An 18,960-nucleotide genomic window follows, 5' to 3' on the forward strand; every position below is an offset into this window, starting at 1 on the left:
CGGCACAGAGGCGGCAGGCCGGGGCAGCAAAGTGAAGGGAAGAGAAGGCCGAACGAAAAAGAAAGCCGGCGGCGAAGCAGGCTAAGAGAAAGCGAGCGTCGAGTGGAAGCGAAAGCTGTGCGGAAAAGCGGGCTGAGCGGCGAAAAAGGCTAAGAAAGGAAGCGGGCTGAGCGAAAAGAGGGTCGAGTCGAAGAGGGGGCTGAGCGGCAAAGGAAGCCGGACGAAAGAGAGCTGAGCGGCGAAAAAAGATACATCGACGCAGAAATCTATGACAGAGCTCAAAGCCTGGCCGGCCATAGGCGCCAGTTCGGAACTCCGTGATCTCAGGGAAACGAGCGGCGGGGTGCCAAGGCCGGGCTGCTCACACGGAGAAATTGAAACCGCTGTGACATTAGCGCAGACGACAGGCGGCGGCACTTGTCGCAGAGACCTACCGCAGAGATGGATTGCCGGTCTTTGGGCGGGTGCCGCCGGAAATCCGGCGGAGGGGAAGGGCCGGCACCTTGGGGGAGCCGCACAAGCGTCACTGTGCGGCAAAGAATTCCCTAATTGCGTCCCTTGCAGCCGCGCTTACTTCAGTCCGGGGGCGAGTCCCGCTCGATCCGGAGGGATTGGATTTTGTACTGCAGGGTTTGCCGGGGCAAGCCCAGAATGCGTGCGGTTCGGGAGATATTCCAGGCCGATTTGCCAAGGGCGGAGCGGATTAGGGTTTCTTCCACTTTGCTCAGGGCCTCTTGCAGAGGCAAGTTCTCCACATCCTTCAGGTTGACGGGAGGGTTTTGGACGAGTTTCTGCAAGAGGTAGGGTGGCAGATGGTTGATTTCGAGTTGTCCGCTATCGGCCAGGTTCATGGCCCCCTCCAAAGTGCAATAAAGTTCCCGGATGTTGCCCGGCCAGGGGTAACGCAGGCAGATTTCATGCACGTCGGGTGAGACGCCGGATATTTGGCAGCCCAACTTGTGATTGAGATCGCAAATCAAGCGGGAGATTAAAAGGGGGATGTCGCTGCGACGGTTGCGCAGGGCGGGCAGGGACAGGTTGACTACGTTTAAGCGGTAATACAGATCCGCGCGCAGGCGGTTCTCCCGCACCGCCTGAAGCGGGTCGATATTTGTGGAAGCCATGATCCGGACATTGACGTTCCTCAACCGTGTTTCTCCCAGCCGCCGGACGCTGCCTTCCTGGATAAAACGCAAGAGCTTGGCCTGGAGTTCCCGATCCAAGCAGGTAATCTCATCCAAAAACAAGGTGCCGCCGTCGGCCAACTCGACCAGGCCCGGGCGGTTCTCGGCGCCTGTGAAGCTGCCCTTGGCGGTGCCGAAAAGAATACTTTCCATCAAAGTGGCCGGCAGAGCGGCGCAGTTTTGGCTGATGAAGGGGGCTTGACGGCGCGGACCGGCGTTGTGGATGGACTGCACGAGCAATTCTTTGCCGGTTCCGGTTTCACCCGAGACGAGGATAGGGGAATTGGTGCGAGCGGCCTTGCGCGCTTTCGACAAAACGTCCAGCAAAGCGGGATGTTCTCCGTAAATACTGTCAAAGGTATAGACAGCCTGTTCGGTGCGGGTGTGTTTATTCCTTGCTTTCAAATCAGCTTGCAGGCCGACTACTTTTTCGGCCAGTGCTTTGACCTGGGTGAGGTTTTGCGAGATGTCCATGGCAGCCAGGATTTTACCGTTCACTTTTATGGGGACTGTCGTGGTGACCAGATAGACGGGGACACCGTAAAGGTTGCGGATTTCCTGTTCCCGATGCAGGATCTTTTCTCCGGTGCGCAAAACCTGTAAAATGGTACTGGTTTCCTCGGTTAAGGAAGGAAACATCTCTAAGATATGTTTGCCTAAGGCGGTTGTTTGCTCAATGCCGTCAATGGCGGCGGCCGAGCGATTATAAAAACGCGTGATCCCGTTGCGATCCGCGATATGGACTCCTTCGTTCACATGATTAAGCAACCCGGTGAACCCCTCGCGCCAGAAGTCTGGTTCAAACAAGTTCTACGCCTCCTTCGCCACTTAATATATAATTCGAAAAAAGAAAAAAAAGTCCTTCTTCGGGAAAAAGTATCATAGGGATCAGGGAACCTGTCTTATCCGGAATGGGAAAAGGGGTCGGTTGATGTGACAAAACGCATGGTCGTTGGCGTTACGGGAGCCAGCGGTTCGGTCTATGCCTATTCTTTGCTCAGGACTTTAGTCTCCTTAGATTGGCTTGTGGAGGGAATCGCCACTCCCATGGGGGAACGGGTCTTTGCCTACGAATGCGGTATGCCTGTGGATCACGCGGAGGCAAAGGTGCATTGGCAGGCGAATGATGATTTGTTCTCCCCCCTGGCCAGCGGTTCTTTCCGGACGGATGGGATGGTCGTCATTCCCTGTTCCATGAATACGCTCGGTTCGATGGCTCAGGGGAGTGGGGATAGTTTGCTCCTGCGGGCCGCTCAGGTGACATTGAAAGAACGCCGGCCCCTGGTCGTGGTTCCCCGGGAAATGCCCTACAATATTATCCAGCTGGAAAATATGCTGCGCTTGGCCCGGGCCGGGGCTGCCATCTTGCCGGCTTCACCGGGTTTTTATCACCGTCCGGAAAAAATAGAGGACTTGGTAAATCATGTGGTGGGAAGAGTTCTTGATCAATTGGGTATTGAGCATACTCTCTACCGCCGCTGGAACGGGGGTGGGCCCCGCGATTAAGTTCGGTCTATAGGCCATGGGACCAAAGGGAAAATTTACGAGACCGGTTGAGCGGGGGCAGGGTTTGGGCGAAGTGTGACGAAAGAAGTATGACGAAAAAGGGACATAAGGCAAAACGAAAGCGATTAATTGCCGGAAAAGAGCGATTAGTTGTCAGCATACTCAGTTTTCCCCTTCAATCACGGAAGGCAGAAAGGCGTTATTTAGACATCAAAAACTAAGATAAGGCAGGGACAGCAGCTTTGTCTGAAGGAGTATTCGTATGCGATTGGTCAGCACGCGGTATGTTCAAGAGGGGGCGGTGTTAGCCAGGCCTGTGGTGAGTGCCGCGGGACAGGTTCTTCTGCGGGCGGAAGTTATGCTGACGTCCGTTTATATTGAACGGTTAAAAAAACTTGGCTTCGATGTAGTTTTCGTCAAGGACGATAGGCTGGAAGATATAGAAGTCCATATCGCTTTGAGCAATCGGACGCGGGAGATGGCTTACCGGACGGTTCATTCGATCATGAAAAATGTCGAATGCGGTCGAGAGAGTGAATTAGGTCTGGACGCGGTGCAGAAAACAGTCGCGGAGATGATTGACGACCTACTCTACAGCCGGGATGTGATCACTAATTTGTCCGAAATCCAGGGCTATGATGATTATACCTTCCATCATTCGGTCAATACGACGGTGATGGGCCTTATTCTGGGCATTGCCGCGGGCTATTCGAAAAACAAACTGTTGGAACTGGGTATGGGCATCCTAATGCATGACGTCGGAAAAACAAAGGTACCGCCGGGGATTCTAAATAAACAAACTCCCCTGACCAAAGAGGAGTTCGACGAAATTAAGCGCCACACCGTTTATGGGTATGAAATTTTGCGGCGCAACCGGGACTTTAATGTGGTTTCCGCTCACGTGGCCCTGGAGCATCAGGAAAAGTGGGATGGGTCCGGCTATCCACGGGGCCTGAAAGGCAGGGAAATCCATGAATTCGGTCGTTTGGCCGCCGTAGCCGACGTTTACGAAGCCTTGACCAGCCGGAGAATATACCGGTCTGCGCTTGAGCCCTATCAGGCCTACGAGTACATTATCGCCCATTCGGGGACTCATTTTGAGCCCGCCATGCTCAGTATTTTTGCCAAACATATCTCGGTCTATCCCAGCGGTACCGGAGTTAGGTTAAACAACGGGCAAAGGGGAAATGTTATTAAACAAAACCCGTGTTTCCCCGGCCGACCCTATGTGCGTATATTCTATCAGGGAGAAGAGCCTTTGAGCGTCCCGATTGATTATAACTTGATGGAGCACCCGTCTTTAGTTATCGTCGGGGTGGATAACCGTTAGATCATGTGCCGGAATTCTTCACGGACGACCGTGAGAGACGATTCGGGCAGGGTGATGCGGAGTTGTTGGGGAAAGGTCAGGCGGAGTCAGTCACGGAGAGTCATTGAGCAGGGTCAGAAGTTCCCGCGCGCGGACAACGGGGGCGAGACAGGCATGCTCCCGGCAAAGGTAAGCTGCGGTGGTTTCATCCGGCACGGGATAGTCCTTGAGCCAAGGGACGACTCGGTCAACGTTTTCCTCTCGGTAGAGGAGGGTGGCGAAGGGATGAAAACCGCGGAAGAATACCCGGCGCATGTCTTCCAGAGTGGGAGCTTCCAGGGAACCGGCGAGGACCAGCTCTTGGCCGCCGTAACGGGCAAATTGCAAGGCTTGCAGGTAGGCCGTGCAGCCTTCCGGATGAGAACTCACGGTTTCCTGCCAGGCAAGCAGCAGTTTTTGGGCTTGGTCTTCCCAGTGGGGCTCGCCGGTTAAGCGGGCAAGGCGCAACAGGTTGAGGGCTGAGACGGAGTTGCCGGAAGGCAGGGCACCGTCGTACAGCTCTTGGGAGCGGAAGAGGAGCTCCTCACCGTCGAGACCGGTGAAGAAGTAGCCCCCTCCCCGCGTATCGCGAAAGAGCCGGTCTTGCTCAGTCTGAAGTTCTATGGCTGTTTTAAGGCGGAACGGTTCGCCGGCGGCTGTGTAGACCTCCAGCAAGCCCCAGATAATATAAGCGTAATCGTCAAGGTAAGCCGGATAAGCGGACTCTCCCTCGCGATAGCGGGCCAGGAGCCGTCCGTCCGGCCGGCGCAGGCGACTCATGATGAAATCCAGGGCCTTTTCGGCCGCGCCCAGGTAGCTTTGCCGATCCAAGACGCGGGCCGCTTTGCTCAGGGCCGCGATCATGAGCCCGTTCCAACCCGCCAGGATCTTGTCGTCTTTATGAGGGTGAACCCTCTGTTCGCGCGCTCTGAAAAGTTTTTGCCTGGATTCGGTCAATCGGCGCTCGAGTTCGGTTGAGGTGAGGTTTCTCTCCCGGGCCAGCCGTTGAAAATCCGTGCCAATCAGATTGGGAACGCTTTTCCCTTCGAAATTCCCTGCTTCCGATATGCCGTAAGCGGCACAAAACAGCTCCGCCGCCTCGGTTCCCAACACTGCGGCGATTTCCGCGGGGGACCAGGTGTAGAATTTTCCTTCGCTTCCTTCGGAATCGGCGTCTTCGGCGGAGTAAAAACCTCCTTCGGGGGAAGTCATTGTTCTGAGGACGTAGGTCACAATCTCCTCGACTTTACGCCTATCCTGATCTCTGTGGCTTGCCTGGAATGTCTCGGTGTAAGCGAGCGCCAGCAGGGCGTTGTCGTAGAGCATTTTTTCAAAGTGCGGGATGAGCCAGCGCTCATCTGTGCTGTAACGGGAAAAACCCAAGCCGATATGGTCAAAGATTCCTCCCTGTCCCATCCCGTCCAAGGTTTTCTCAACCATGGCCAAGGCGCCGCTTGAGGGGTGGGTTAGGGCGTAGCGGAGAAGGAAAGTGAGAGTATGGGGAGTGGGAAATTTGGGTGGACGCCCGAAACCACCCCACTCCGGGTCAAAAGACCGGCTCAAAGCCGCGAAGGTCCGGTCGAAAAGGGCATCCTGATCCACGGATTCCAATCGAGTTTTACTTTGTACCAAGGAGGCCCTGCCCTCGTGCTCAACCGGGAGGGCGTCAGTGTGAGCCGGTCCTTTTTGCCGGTTTTGCAGGGAGGACACGATTTCCCTGGCCGACGTCCTCAGGTCCGCTTCCCGGCTTGACCACAGGTCTCTTATTTGTCCCAGGATCTCGATCAGTCCGGGCCGGCCCCAGCGTTGGGTTTTGGGAAAGTAAGTCCCCGCGAAAAACGGCTCCCTCTCCGGGGTCATGAGAATGGTCAGGGGCCAGCCCGCAGACCCGGTAAGGGCTTGGCAGAATTCTATGTATTGGTGATCGACATCCGGACGTTCTTCACGATCGACCTTGATCGAAACGAAATGGGAGTTTAACAATCCGGCTACAGAGTCGTCTTCAAAAGATTCGTGCGCCATGACGTGGCACCAATGACAACAAGATTATCTTCACAACTAAGAATACCCAATAGATAAGAAAATAGGTTTGTTCTCGGCTTTCGCCTTATCAAACGCTTCTTTTCCCCAAGGAAACCAGTCAACAGGATTATTGGCATGCTGAAGCAAATATGGTGATTTTTCCTTGGATAATCTATTGGGTTTATACATGACAGTCATATTGGCAACACCTCCTTCCGGCATCTGCCCAAGGCGTAAGACTCCCACTTCTACAACTGCGAGCGGGTCCCACGTCCCCGCTTCGGTGGGGGTAGACTCAGCCTTTGGCCGTCATTGTCCACCGGACAATGACGGCTTCGGCACAAAAGCATAATTTTAATTTCACGCTCTGTGCCTACGGCGATAGTCATCCTCACCGCACAAGTATTCTTTGAAAGCTTGCGGTTCGGCGATAGTGTCCACAGGACACTATCGTGATGTTCAGCTTAAGCCAAACGAGTTCACTGCGATTAGTATATCCAAGCAAATGTTCCACTACGCATTTGCGGGATGTTGTTGCAACACTTTAGAATATGGAAGAACGATATTATATGACCAAGAAATTTATAGAACGTGCGCGGGAAAACCTCGGAATTCGATGCGGGGGATGAGAGCGCTTCCCTCAAGAAATTCATGCACATGACCATGTTCACCTGTTTACTAGTTAAAGAGGAGGTCAGAGGTTCGTATGAGCGAACAAGTCTGCCATGACCCGGTGCCCCAGGACATTGGGGTGAAAATGGTCGGGCCCGAGAAGAAGCTGTTCTTGGCCGCGGAAAGCGCGATCCACCGGAACAAGGACGGCATGGTATTGTGTGCACCAGGCGGCGAGAATCCGGTTGGCCCCCAGCAAGACTTCTTCGGCCAGCCCGCTCCAAGGTGCGTAAGGGCCGCCCGGAAGCGGGTTGTAGAGTGAAGCGATCTTAATAGCGGCCAGGCCGTTGAGACGACGCAGACTATAGCCTAGTCTCTCCAGGTTGCGCCCGAGCGGCAAGAGGGGAGAGTTCTGTGCCGACTGATTTGCGGACTGGGCCTCTGTGAGAAGATCATTGGAACCAATGGTCAAAGTAATGAGCGTAGATCGACTTACTTGGCTTTGGATGGCCCGATCGGATAACATGGTGACGAGACCCGCCGTGGTCAGCCCGTTTGTCCCAAGGTTGGCATACGAAAGGGCGGGGTTGTGGCTGCACAGCATTTTGTAATAGACGGTGGCGAAGGCCCTCTTGGGTCCCACGCCATAACCGGCGGTCAGGGAGTCTCCCAAAGCGAGGTAGAGCGGAGTCATTGACAGATCACCACCAGAGTTTTTCATACACTATTTTCCGATACAGGATATGATTTCCCTCTACTATTGGTGACCCGAAAGCCCGGCGTTATCCAATCGTGAGATTCCCGCCTCTGTCAGTGGGAGTACTTCCCCTGTACGAGTTCACTGATCGCCTTCTTCCGGCACGATGCAAAGGAAACGGAAGTCTTCGCTACCGCCGTTAAGAAATTGGTGTACTTCTCCCGCCGGAACATAGGCATAAGAACCCGGTTCAAGGTTGAAGTCCTTGCCGCTCAGATGCAACACTCCCTTGCCCGAGACGATGTAGTTGATGTGGGGCCAGGGATGGCTGTGCCGAGGGGAGCAGCCGTTTTCTCCCAAAGCAAACAGGCGCATAACCCAGCCTTCCCAACCCTCGCGGGGTGAGACAAGGACCTTTTTCACCACGTTTCGCATTTGTCCGTGATCCAGGCGGGTGCCCAATTGATCTCTTTCATGTCCGACGATCATCACGGATTCCTCCTCATCTTCGACTTTGGCTCTAGTTTACGCTAATCCGAGACCGTATACAATCGGTAGCCGTATACCATGGCCGAGGTTAATTATTTTTCTGTTTTCGTCCCGCAACCCCTTGACAATCGTCCGGGTTGGACCTAATATGCTCCTTGTAACATGCATATTGCTCTTAACGCATGTTAAGGGGAGTAGCGAGCGGCAGGAGTGCCGTGGATAGGTCGTCAGAACGGTTGAATTTCAACCCGGCCTATCCCCAAGAATTTTGGTTGCCAGACCTTACCTGAGGGTGAGGTCTTTTCTGGTTTCCAGCCACAGGCCTATCCTTCAGGCGAAAGGAGCAACTTTTGGCCGGGAAAGGAGGAATAAGCAAAAGAGCACTCCGTAACGACGACAAATCTGCTCTCAATCCGCAAGAAAAGATCTGCAACAAAAGGTCCTCCCAAAACGTAGTTAAAGCGAAGAAGAGAGGTTTGCGCAGCGCGTCGCGGAAGGCGCACTCACCGGAAATGGCGAAAAGCGTATTCCGAAAGCGTATTCCAAGGAGAGGTATTCCATTGTATCATGTATCATGAAAGGTTCAGCAAAGAAAGGGGACGTTTAACCGTGGGTGTATTCAGCAAAGTCAGGGACCTGTTGCAAGCGAACATTATGGATATCGTGAACAAGGCCGAAGATCCGGAGAAGATGCTCAACCTTTATGTCGACAGGGCCACGGAAGAAGTGCGCAATTTCCAGATTCAGGTCAATCGGGCGGTGGCGGACAAAATCCAACTTGAGGAGAAAATCCAGGCTCTGAACAAAGAAATTTCTCAGCGGAGCGAGCAAGCCACCTTAGCGGTGCAACAGAACCGGGACGATCTGGCGCGGACTGCGTTGACGCTGAAGAAAGAAGCGGAGAACAGTCTGGCCGACTATCGGGCGCAGCTGAGTGACCAAGAGAAAGCGGTCAGCGATTTGCAGGAAAATCTGCGCCTGCTGACGGAGAAATTGGGTAAGGCTAAGATGGAGCGGGACAATCTGGTCATGCGGGAACGCCGGGCGCAGACTATGAAGAAGGCAAACGAGGCGGTCTCCGGTTTGTCGAGCCGCGATCCGCTGGGGGACATTGACCGGATGAAGGACCGCGTAGACCGCATGGAGGCGGAAGCCAAAGCGTCTCGGACTATGGTGGAGTTCAATAGCGTCGAGGATCAATTTGCGGACTTGGAGAAAGGAAAGACAGCTGCGGCCGTGGAAGATGAGTTGGCACAGCTTAAGGCCAGTCTGAAAAAAGACGAGTAATAGTGAAAATATAGGGAGAATCGCCGGGAGCAAATTCTGAGCGAGGGAAAAAACAAGAGGTAAAAGAAGAAGAGGGAAAAACCGGCCGGTCCCGGTCAAAGAAGTACACAGACGGGACCCGGCCGGTTCCTGCCGGAGGATGCGGACAGACGGCCTGCATCCGTTGCCGCAGCAGGAATCTTCACAGGAAGTATACGGAAAAAAATAAGAGGAGTAAGCCAGCCTCATTCGGTGTACTATTAAGAAGGGCACTGGAAGCTAATGCCTGAGTTTTCGCCAAGAAGCCCCGGCTTCCGGCGGGGCGCAAATGACAGCAGTTCACTTTCCGGTGTTGAGAGAAGGTTAAGAGCGGGATTCTAGAAAAGCGTTAAAGGCTTGACAGCCTATCTGGGAATTGCAAGGTGATAAGATGAGGACAGGGACGAAAAGAGTTCTTCTAATCTGCTCAACTCTGGCTCTGTTGGCGGTCCAGGCCAATTTAGCCTTGGCCCGCGGAGGGGGAGGAGTGGGCGGAAGTTTGGGCGGGGGCAGTTTCGGGGGCGGTGGATTTTCCGGAGGGGGTTTCTCCGGGGGAGGATTCTCCGGCGGGTTTTCCGGCGGCATGGGCGGCTTCAACTTCATGCCCTTTTTCTTGGGGGGCGGCTTTGGCGGAGGCGGTTCCGGCGGGCTTTTCAGCCTGATTTTTCTTTTGGTAGTTCTCTATCTCGTTTTCAAAGCGATGCGCTTGGGCGGGGGAGGCTGGCAAAACCGGCAAAACCGGCCTTATAACCGGGGCAACGGCAATCCTTACAATCGCGGCCCCAGACCGTTGAGACGGGAGGAATCGGCTGAGCCGGTTGATTTGACGGGCCGCCCGATCAGCAACCATGAGGAATTGCAGCGTTTTGCGAAAGCGATTTCGTTTACCCGGGAAAACATGGCGTATTTTGCTCAGACGTTTCCCCGTTGGGATCGCCCCCTGTTGGTGGCCCGGGTGAGACAGGTCTTCTTCTGGCTGCAGGATGCCTGGAGCCGGGGAGACCTTTCGGACGGTGAGGGTTACTTGGCCCCGAAGTTGACGGCGGACTACCGGGAAAAACTGGCGGCGATGCGGGGACGCGGCGAACGCAACATGATCAAAGAGCCCATTCTGGAACCCGACGAAGTAGAATTTGTTCACAGCCATTTGGACGAAAACAGCCAGCATTTCATGGCCATGATTTTTGCCAGCCTGATTGACTACACCATTGACGCCCAGGGACGCCGGGTTTCGGGCGACGATACCCACCGCTTGTATTTTACCGAGTTCTGGGAATTTTACTGGCAAGATGACAAGTGGGTTCTCGCGAATATCTACCAGGAAGATGCCCTGGAAGTGGCCAGATTGGCCCGGGGCGACGAACAATAGACCCGGAAGACAGCAGACCCGGAAGACAGCGGAGAGACAAAGCGGAGAGACAAAGCCCGGAGACAAAGCCCGGAGACAAAACGGAGATGAGTTGCGGAAACAAAGCGCAGAGGCAGGGCAGAGAAACAAAACGGAGACAGCAAAAAGAGATGACTCAGGGAATTTGGCCCTGAGTCATCTCTTGTCTCCGGCGCTGTCCCAGTGCGGCAGGCGGTGCCGGCACAGTGGGGGATTGCGGCAGGCGGGTCCAAACCGTGATTGCGGCAAGCGGGGAGGGGAGAGAGCCGCGCGAGAGGCCGGAGAATCTCCGGACGGCCGCGGTCCCGGTTCTCCGGCCCCGGGCTAGTGCAGGAAGGGAAAAGCGGCAAGCAAGGCAAAAACTTCGGCCAATTCAATGGTGGCCCCATAGATGTCACCGGTGAGGCCCCCCAGGTGCCCGGAGACCCGCCAGGAAAACAACCCGGCTAAAGCGGAGGCAGCCAAAATGGCCGCCAGCCCCGCCGGACCGAGAAACCAAACGGCGAAGCCCAGGATGATTAGGCCCTCCGCGGCGAAAACCAGCCAGCGTGAAGCTTCATGAAACCCTTGCCCCAGTCCTTCCTTACGGGCGTAGGGAAAGCCGATGACGCCGATGAGGAAAGCCCAGCGGGAGATCATGGGCATCAAAAGGAGGATTCCCATGTCCGCCGGTTTGAGGCTGGCCAGCAGGGAGAACTTGAGAAGGAGGAGAGCCGCCAGGCTGATGGAGGCGTGAGCCCCAACGCGGCTGTCTTTCATAATCTCCAACTTGCGTTCCGGGGTGCGGGCGGATAGAAGGCCGTCCATACTGTCCATAAAACCGTCAAGATGGATTCCCCCGGTCAGGGCTAATTCCAGGGCAAGAAGAATCGCTCCCACAACCAGGGGAGGATAGTAGGGGCCGGTAAGGCGCCCGGCCAGCCAAAGGAAGCCGCCGAGGATTAAGCCGACCAGAGGATAATAGTGCTGACTGTGTTTGAATTCCGCCGCGCTGACATTGCGGGGGGCCGGGAGGGGCAGGCGGGTTAAGAAAGTCAGGGCTATCAGCAGTCCGCGCACAGTTTACTCCCAGTATTGGGGCGGGATAGCAAAGTTCTCCCGCTCCTCTTGATTTCCAGGGCGTACCCGGCTACCACCAGATAGATTTCATCCGCCGCCCGAGCCAGAATCTGGTTGCTCTGACCGGCCAAATCCCGGTAGAGTCTGGACAAGGGTTGATCGGGAACAATTCCTTGCCCTACCTCATTGGTTACACAGATGAAGCCGGCGGGAAGTTCCCGGGCGACTCCCGCCAGTTCCTCGACTTTCGGCAGGATCTCCGCCTCCGCCCGTGCCTGGAAGTCCGGAGGCAGGGTGTCCCGACCGCTCACCTCCTCCCCGGGCCAAAGCCGCAGGAGAAGATTGGATAACCAAAGGGTGACACAGTCCATCAGGACCACGGCTTCCCGGGTATCTGTCAGCGTGCCCAAAACCCGGGCGGGTTCGTAGGGTTCTTCGATGAGGGACCAGTGGGAGGGCCTTGCCGAACGGTGCTTTTCTACCCGGCGGGCCATTTCTTCGTCCCTGATTTGAGCTGTGGCCAGGTAAGTGACGGGCAAGCCCGCCTGAGCGGCCAAATCCTCAGCCAGGCGGCTTTTGCCGCTGCGGGCCCCCCCGGTTACCAGAATAAAACGCGACATCTCAATACATCAACCTTCTTTCTCGCTCACCCCGGCATCCGCAAAAGTGGCCATCTCGTTCAGGATGTGGAGGGAGGCTTCGAGGAGATAAAAGCTCAAGGCGGCACCGGTACCTTCTCCCAGTCTCATGTTGAGGTTGAGCATAGGTTCGAAGCCCAGAAAGGCCAGGGCTTTGCGGTGGCCCGGTTCCACCGAACCGTGGGAGGGAAACATGTAGGAAACAGAGAGGGGGGACAAGCGGGCGGCGATCATGGCGGCGGCAGTGGATATGAAGCCGTCGATGACAATGGCCGTCCGGGCGGCCGCGGCTTGCAGAACGGCCCCCGCTATGGCCGCGATCTCGAGGCCTCCGACTTTAGTCAGGACATCGAGCGCATCCCCGGGATCGGGTTTATTTACTGCCAGGGCCCGGCCCAGGACTTCCCGTTTTTTGGCCAAAGCCCCATCATTGATGCCGGTACCGCGGCCCACGACTTCGGCCAAGGGTGCCCCCGTCAACACCGCGACAATGGCCGAACTGGGGGTCGTGTTGCCGATGCCCATGTCCCCGGTGGCCAAAAGGCGGTTTCCGGCTTGAATGGCATCCTCCGCCACTTCCGCTCCGACCAAGAGCGCCTGCAAGGCTTCTTGCCGGGTCAAGGCCGGCCCCATGGCCATATTTCTCGTCCCATTGGCGACCCTGTGGCGCATCAAATCGGCTGGTTCCAGAGGAAAGGCGACCCCGACATCCGTGCAGATCACTTGCGCCCCGGCTTGGCGGGCAAGGGCGTTAATGGCTGCGCCCCCTTGCAGGAAATTATACACCATTTGCGGTGTCACTTCCTGGGGAAAGGCACTGACGCCCTCGGCGACGACGCCATGATCGCCGGCCATGAGCAAAACGGCTTTCCGGGTGATTTGGGGTTGAGCGGTTCCTTGAATTCCACCCAAGCGCGTGGCGATTTCCTCCAATTGCCCCAGACTGCCTTGCGGCTTAGTCAGCGAATCGAGACGTTTCCGGATCTGAGCCATGGCCTCCGTGTCCAAAGGCTCGATGCGACGGAGGAGGGAGTCGAACTTTTCTTCCAGCTGTTCCAAGGGTGGCAGGGATTGGTTCATGTCACATTTCTCCTTTTCATTTTGTGTTGTTTTATTTAATTAAAGAACCGGCGCAAGATTTATTTTGACTTCTTGATCAGACAAAAATCCCCGCCCACATTATCCTGTGGACGGGGATTTTTCCATCATCTCCGCTGCTCCCCACTCCCCGGGGAGTCTTTTAAGTTTCAGGCAGGTCTCCTGGCTCTCGAATCTTCACCTCAGCGCGCCTTCCCGGCTCGAAAGACCGGTGGCTTTGCGCAGGTTCATCGCACACAGTGGTGGGTCCGCGCCGGCTTGAACCGGCTTCCCTATTCTCCCCGAAGGGCACCTGAAACAGAATCCAGAATATTTACTTGTCCTAAGCATAGCACAGATCTTTCCTTGGGACAACGGGGTTACGCAGTTTTTTTAGCATTCACTTCACTGATTCAGGTCGATGCGGCGGCCGCTGACCAGGTAGACGACTTCCTCCGCGATATTTGTGCAGTAATCGCCCATGCGTTCAAAGAAACGGGCGACTAAGGTCAAATAGGTCGCTTGCGTGATCGTCTTGGGGTCTTCCATCATGATGAGGAGAAGTTCGCGGAAAATCTGGCGGTAAAGATGGTCGACGCCATCGTCCATCTGGGACATCTCCCGGGCCATCTTTTCGTCTTCCTGACCATAGGCCTCCAAGCCTATTTCAATCATCTTTTGCACCGTATTGCTCATGCGCGGGATATCGATCAGGGGTTTAATCAAGGGTGTTTGCCCGATCCGGTTGGCCGTCTTGGCCACGTCCACAGCCAGGTCGCCCATGCGTTCCAAGCTGATGGAAATCTTAAAGCCGGAAACGATTTTACGCAGGTCCCGGGCGAAGGGCTGCTGAGTCGCGATGAGAAACATGCATTTGCCTTCGATTTCGGCCTGCAGATCGTTGATCCGGCTGTCTCCCGTGATGACCGTTTGGGCCAGAGCCAAATCTTGCTCTTTCAGCGCTTGGACGGCCAGACCGATTTGACTGTTTACAGACTCCCCCAGTTCTACGATTCTTTGCCGGAGTTCTTCCAAAGCAATGTCGAATTGTTGGCGGGTGGTCAACTTTAATTCCTCCTATCAGATCAACCGAAGCGCCCGGAGATGTAATCCTCGGTTCTCTTATCAGCCGGGCGTGTGAACAAGACCCCGGTGTCGTCCGCTTCGATAAGTTCTCCGTTGAGGAAAAACGCCGTGTGGTCCGAGATCCTGGATGCCTGATGCATGTTGTGCGTGACGATACCGATGGTATACTTCTGTTTCAAGACCGTTACTAATTCTTCGATCTTCATAGTGGAGATCGGGTCCAGCGCGGAGGTGGGTTCATCCATCAGGAGAACCTCCGGCTCCACGGCCAACAGCCTGGCGATACAGAGGCGTTGCTGCTGCCCGCCCGAGAGGCCCAAAGCGGACTTGTGCAGGCGGTCTTTGACTTCATCCCAGAGCGCCGCGCCGCGCAGGCTCTGTTCGACCGTTTCGTTCAGGCGGTGCTTGCGGACCTCGCCGTGGATACGCGGGCCATAGGCGACGTTTTCAAAAACGGACTTTGGAAAAGGATTGGGTCTTTGGAATACCATTCCGACCCTCTTGCGTAATTGTACCACATCCATGTCCGGACTATAAATTTCCTGACCGTCAATTAAGACGCGGCCCAGAATTTTAACATTAGGCAAAAGATCGTGCATACGGTTCAAGGTGCGCAAGAAAGTCGATTTGCCGCAACCGGACGGTCCGATGAAGGCCGTGATGCTTTTCTCCGGCATGACGATGGAGACATCTTTTAAAGCCTGATTGTCACCGTAATATAAGTCGAGGTTTTTTACGACAATTTTATCTTCCATAAGAATCACGCCGTCTCCTTTATATGCGCTCATAGATACGTTGCTCCCCAAAAACGGAGCGGACGAAAACCTAGCCTCGTTTTCCGCTTAAACGGTGCTGCAGCCAGCGGCTGGGCAAAGCCAGGAGCAGGTTGAAGGCCAGAGCCACCAGGACCAGCAGGGCCGCCGTGCCGTTAGCGACGCGGCCGGCGTGGGTCCCCGGCAGCGGATTGGCTTGGACGGCGTAGAGATGGACGGCCAGAGTCTCGCCGGGCGCCGTCAGGCGCAGATCAAAGAGATGGCGCGACACGCTCATCCCCGCCGTGAAAATGAGAATGGCGGTTTCCCCCAGGGCTCGTCCGGCTACAAGGGTTGTGCCGGTGACCAGGCCGGGCAAGGCAGTGGGCAGGATGACCTTACGCAGGGTTTGCCACATGGTGGCGCCCAGAGCCAGGCTGGCTTCCCGGTAGCTGGCCGGAACGTTCCGGAGAGACTCTTCGGTCACCCTGACCAGGACCGGAAGGTTCAGGAGTGCCAGGGTAGCGGCTCCTCCCAAGATGGTAAAACCGAGTTTGAACACATTGACAAATATGATCATACCAAAAAGTCCGAGCACGATGGAAGGGACGGTGGCCAAACTTTCCGTGCTTAAACGCATGACATCCGTGAGCCTGTTCTTCGGAGCGTATTCCGCTAAGTAAATTCCGGCGCCGACACCGACCGGCAGGGAGAAAACCAAAGAGAGAAAAAGGATGTAGAAAGAATTAAAAAACTGTCCCCCGACCCCGTTCGGGCCTGTAAAGAACTGTGGACCCAGGACCGGCAGACCTCGGCCTAAAATAAAAATCAGGAACCAAGCCAGAATTCCTACGATCGCCAGAGCCGCCAACCAAAGGAGGAGAGTCGCAAGGGCATTTGTTTGTTTCGCTTTCACTTGGCTTCTCCTTTCTGTATGCCCAGGCGGACCAGGATGATCAGAGCCAAAGAAATCAAAAGAAGAACCACCGACATCATGAAAAGGGCATCGTTCCAAGTCGAACCATAGGGAGTATTCCCCATTTCCATGACAATATCGCTGGTGAGGGTGGAGGTGGGTGTGACTAAGGAGTGAGGAAAGAGAGGGGAGTTACCGATGACCATCTGCACCGCCATGGTTTCGCCGATGGCCCTGGCCATCGCCAGGATGACGGCGGTCAGAATGCCCGGCTTGGCCGCCGGCAGGAGCACTCGCCAGATGGTCTGCCAGCGCGTGGCCCCTAAAGCCATAGAGGCCTCCTCATAACTGTCGGGCAGGGCACGCAGGGTATCTTCGGAGATACTGATGATGGTCGGCAAAATCATGACGGCCAGAACCAAGCCGGCCGCCAGGAGCCCGAATCCTGTAGCCGAACCTGTCGTCTTGCGGATTATTTTGACGAAGACGACAATCCCCACATAACCGTAAACGACCGACGGAATGCCGGCAAACAGTTCCGTCACAGGGCGCAGTAGGGAGCGGAGGGAAGAGGGAGCAATTTTGCCCATAAATACGGCACCGGCCAGACCCAAGGGCGCACCGAGAACAATAGCGATAAAGGTTGTCCCAATCGACCCCGCGATAAAAGTGAGGATGCCGTACTGTCCTCGGTCCGGATTCCACCGGCTGGAGGTGAAGAATTCCAGGGGAGTGACATGGCGGAATGTGGCCAATCCCTGTTGGCCGACGAACCAAAGGATCGAAAGAATGACCAGGGAGACAAGTACGGCACAGCCGATAAATAAGTAGCGGGTAAGTTGATCATTGACAGAAGCCCACGATGTTTTCCGAGGCAAAAGAACACCTCCGATTTCGCAAAATGCATCAACTTTACCGTAACCTGTCCCCGTTAAAATAATGTTAATTCAATGTTAAGTTTGTGTTAAATATTCACCTTTTATCACACAATCTCGACTCGGTTTGTCCTCAGCCAAGAGTCCACTTGAATGAGATAAGCAAACATCTGGGGTGTGTCCATGAGCTGTCCGAACCAGGGACGCCCGGAAGGAAGGGTTGAAGAGATCTCGATCAGGGCCTGCAGGGCGGGCACATTGACCAGGGGTAACAGGGGTGAACTGCGGTCGGCCAGAATCCGGCTCAACCAAAGGCTGACCGCCTTCAGGTAAGCTGGGTGATGGGTTTTGGGATAGGGGCTTTTCTTGCGCCAAAGGACATCGTCCGGAAGGAGCCCCGCCAACGCCTGGCGCAGGAGCCCTTTCTCCCGTCCCGCCAGCATTTTGATTGACCAGGGGATATCCCAGACGTACTCGACCAAACGATGATCGCAGAAAGGAACCCGGATTTCCAGCCCTGTGGCCATGCTCATCCGATCCTTGCGATCGAGCAGAGTCGGCATGAAGCGGGTGAGAGTCAGATAGGAAATTTCGCGCAGCCGCTGTTCCCGGGCTTTTTCCTCCGGGGTGAGTGTTTTTGTGCTGTCTGCTTCCAGAGCAGGGATCTCGGCCAGTGCCTGGGAATAGCGATATTCCAGATAATCTGCGGGGTGCAGGAGCTCTAAGAGTTCAGGGGACAGCACCTCCAAGCGATTATCGGTGTGGAGTGACCAAGGAAAGGTGGTGGCTTGGATCGCTTCTGCCCGCTGAAACCAGGGGTACCCGCCAAAAACCTCGTCTGCGCATTCACCGGATAGGCCGACCGTGATTTGACTTTTGATGTCACGGCAGAAGAGAAGGAGAGATGAGTCGATATCCGCCATCCCCGGAAGATCCCGAGCCTGGACCGCGGAAATCAAGGCGTCGGCGAGTTCCGGGGTGTCAAAGCAGGAGGGATGATGTTCGGTCCCAAGATGCCGGACAACGCGCTCAATCCAAGGGGCGTCAGGGTTTGGTTGAAAATCATTGGCTTGGAAATACTTATCATTGTCGACATAGTCCACAGAAAAAGTTTTCAAGGCGCCTTTTCCTTCTTCAGCCTGTACCTGAGCGGCCACGGCCGTTATGGCGGTGGAATCGAGGCCGCCGGAAAGAAGGGTGCCGATGGGAACGTCTGAGACTAGCTGGCGTCGGACAGTGTCCAGAAAGAGTTCCCGCACTTTCCGGACGGTCGTTTCCGGGTCATCCCGGTGAACATGATTGGGGAGGACCCAGTAGGGTTGATCGGTGAGTCCTTGGCGGGAGAAAAAGAGGAGATGGCCGGGTTTTAATTCGTGCATCCCTCGGTAGATCCCCTCGCCCGGAGTTCGCGCCGGACCAATGAGAAAGATCTCCGCTAAACCCTGGGCGTTGACGCGTGGCCGAATCTGGGGGTTAGCGAGTAAGGCTTTGATTTCGGAAGCAAAAAGGAAGCTTTTTCCGTCCTCATAGTAGAAGAGCGGTTTGACGCCCAATCGGTCACGGGCGAGGAACAACCTTTCCTGCCCTTCGTCCCAAATCGCGAAAGCAAAAATCCCGTTGAAGCGTTCGACACAGGCGGAGCCCCAGGCTAAGTACGCGGTGAGCAGGACTTCGGTGTCCGAGTGTCCCAGGAAACTGTAACCCAAGGCCGACAACTCGCGGCGCAGATCCTCCGTATTGTAGAGTTCGCCGTTGTAGGCAAGGACGCCGGTGTTTTCTCCTTGCCGCCGGAGCATGGGTTGGCGCCCTCCTTCGGGGTCTATGACGACCAGGCGTCGGTGCCCGAAGGCCACATGCGGAGAAACCCAGTACCCTTCATCGTCCGGTCCCCTTGGGGTGAGCTTCTGAGTCATCCTGACTAACGTTTCTTTCTCCAGCCGGAGATCCCGGTCCCAATCGGCCCAACCCACGATGCCACACATATGTTTCCCATCCTTTCACAAAAAG

Annotated in this window: 15 protein-coding genes, 1 pseudogene and 1 riboswitch; of the genes and pseudogenes, 4 read left to right on the plus strand and 12 right to left on the minus strand. The window is 55.5% G+C overall.

Annotation, left to right across the window (positions count from 1 at the left end):
- Positions 1-575 precede the first annotated feature (575 nt).
- Entirely contained in the window at positions 576-1,991 is a 1,416-nt protein-coding gene (locus tag MNU25_RS11815) for a sigma-54 interaction domain-containing protein (protein ID WP_240985259.1), read from the minus strand.
- 126 nt (positions 1,992-2,117) lie between these two features.
- Between MNU25_RS11815 and MNU25_RS11820 the strand changes: the two genes are divergently transcribed.
- Both MNU25_RS11820 and MNU25_RS11825 read left to right on the plus strand, forming a co-directional pair.
- Complete coding sequence (locus MNU25_RS11820) at positions 2,118-2,690, plus strand: UbiX family flavin prenyltransferase (protein WP_240985260.1); 573 nt, start codon at positions 2,118-2,120, stop codon at positions 2,688-2,690.
- A gap of 262 nt (positions 2,691-2,952) precedes the next feature.
- Complete coding sequence (locus tag MNU25_RS11825) at positions 2,953-4,020, plus strand: HD-GYP domain-containing protein (RefSeq protein ID WP_240985261.1); 1,068 nt, start codon at positions 2,953-2,955, stop codon at positions 4,018-4,020.
- A gap of 90 nt (positions 4,021-4,110) precedes the next feature.
- Here the strand turns inward: MNU25_RS11825 and MNU25_RS11830 are convergent.
- From MNU25_RS11830 to MNU25_RS11840, 3 genes and pseudogenes are all read right to left on the minus strand, one after another.
- Positions 4,111-6,282: pseudogene (locus MNU25_RS11830) on the minus strand (thioredoxin domain-containing protein).
- A 472-nt stretch (positions 6,283-6,754) separates the two neighbouring features.
- Complete coding sequence (locus MNU25_RS11835; RefSeq protein ID WP_240985262.1) at positions 6,755-7,393, minus strand: SGNH/GDSL hydrolase family protein; 639 nt, start codon at positions 7,391-7,393, stop codon at positions 6,755-6,757.
- 117 nt (positions 7,394-7,510) lie between these two features.
- Entirely contained in the window at positions 7,511-7,858 is a 348-nt protein-coding gene (locus MNU25_RS11840; protein WP_240985263.1) for a cupin domain-containing protein, read from the minus strand.
- 609 nt (positions 7,859-8,467) lie between these two features.
- Here MNU25_RS11840 and MNU25_RS11845 point away from each other — a divergent pair.
- Positions 8,468-9,145, plus strand: a complete 678-nt coding sequence (locus tag MNU25_RS11845) for a PspA/IM30 family protein (RefSeq protein ID WP_240986818.1) — start codon at positions 8,468-8,470, stop codon at positions 9,143-9,145.
- A 409-nt stretch (positions 9,146-9,554) separates the two neighbouring features.
- The gene (locus MNU25_RS11850) at positions 9,555-10,532 is read left to right on the plus strand and encodes a TIM44-like domain-containing protein (RefSeq protein WP_240985264.1); all 978 of its coding nucleotides are present in this window, start codon (positions 9,555-9,557) and stop codon (positions 10,530-10,532) included.
- A 342-nt stretch (positions 10,533-10,874) separates the two neighbouring features.
- Here the strand turns inward: MNU25_RS11850 and cobS are convergent, their stop codons facing one another.
- The 8 genes from cobS to asnB all read right to left on the minus strand — a co-directional run bounded on the left by cobS (position 10,875) and on the right by asnB (position 18,935).
- Positions 10,875-11,609 carry an adenosylcobinamide-GDP ribazoletransferase gene (gene cobS / locus MNU25_RS11855; RefSeq protein WP_240985265.1) on the minus strand — a complete coding sequence of 245 codons (735 nt, stop codon included), beginning with the start codon at positions 11,607-11,609 and terminating at the stop codon, positions 10,875-10,877.
- Entirely contained in the window at positions 11,594-12,229 is a 636-nt protein-coding gene (cobU, locus tag MNU25_RS11860; RefSeq protein WP_240985266.1) for a bifunctional adenosylcobinamide kinase/adenosylcobinamide-phosphate guanylyltransferase, read from the minus strand. The genes cobS and cobU overlap by 16 nt, the downstream gene beginning before the upstream one ends.
- A 9-nt stretch (positions 12,230-12,238) precedes the next feature.
- Complete coding sequence (cobT, locus tag MNU25_RS11865; protein WP_240985267.1) at positions 12,239-13,327, minus strand: nicotinate-nucleotide--dimethylbenzimidazole phosphoribosyltransferase; 1,089 nt, start codon at positions 13,325-13,327, stop codon at positions 12,239-12,241.
- Between the two features lie 153 nt (positions 13,328-13,480).
- Positions 13,481-13,656: riboswitch (cobalamin riboswitch) on the minus strand.
- A 73-nt stretch (positions 13,657-13,729) separates the two neighbouring features.
- Complete coding sequence (gene phoU / locus MNU25_RS11870) at positions 13,730-14,389, minus strand: phosphate signaling complex protein PhoU (protein ID WP_240985268.1); 660 nt, start codon at positions 14,387-14,389, stop codon at positions 13,730-13,732.
- A 20-nt stretch (positions 14,390-14,409) separates the two neighbouring features.
- Positions 14,410-15,165 carry a phosphate ABC transporter ATP-binding protein PstB gene (gene pstB, locus MNU25_RS11875; RefSeq protein WP_240986819.1) on the minus strand — a complete coding sequence of 252 codons (756 nt, stop codon included), beginning with the start codon at positions 15,163-15,165 and terminating at the stop codon, positions 14,410-14,412.
- 70 nt (positions 15,166-15,235) lie between these two features.
- The gene (pstA, locus tag MNU25_RS11880; RefSeq protein ID WP_240985269.1) at positions 15,236-16,078 is read right to left on the minus strand and encodes a phosphate ABC transporter permease PstA; all 843 of its coding nucleotides are present in this window, start codon (positions 16,076-16,078) and stop codon (positions 15,236-15,238) included.
- Entirely contained in the window at positions 16,075-16,956 is an 882-nt protein-coding gene (pstC, locus tag MNU25_RS11885) for a phosphate ABC transporter permease subunit PstC (protein ID WP_240985270.1), read from the minus strand. The genes pstA and pstC overlap by 4 nt, the downstream gene beginning before the upstream one ends.
- 104 nt (positions 16,957-17,060) lie before the next feature.
- Positions 17,061-18,935: an asparagine synthase (glutamine-hydrolyzing) gene (gene asnB, locus MNU25_RS11890; protein ID WP_240985271.1), complete on the minus strand. Its 1,875-nt coding sequence runs from the start codon at positions 18,933-18,935 to the stop codon at positions 17,061-17,063.
- Positions 18,936-18,960 lie beyond the last annotated feature (25 nt).

Source organism: Acididesulfobacillus acetoxydans (assembly GCF_902729405.1).
Lineage (GTDB): Bacteria > Bacillota > Desulfitobacteriia > Desulfitobacteriales > Desulfitobacteriaceae > Acididesulfobacillus > Acididesulfobacillus acetoxydans.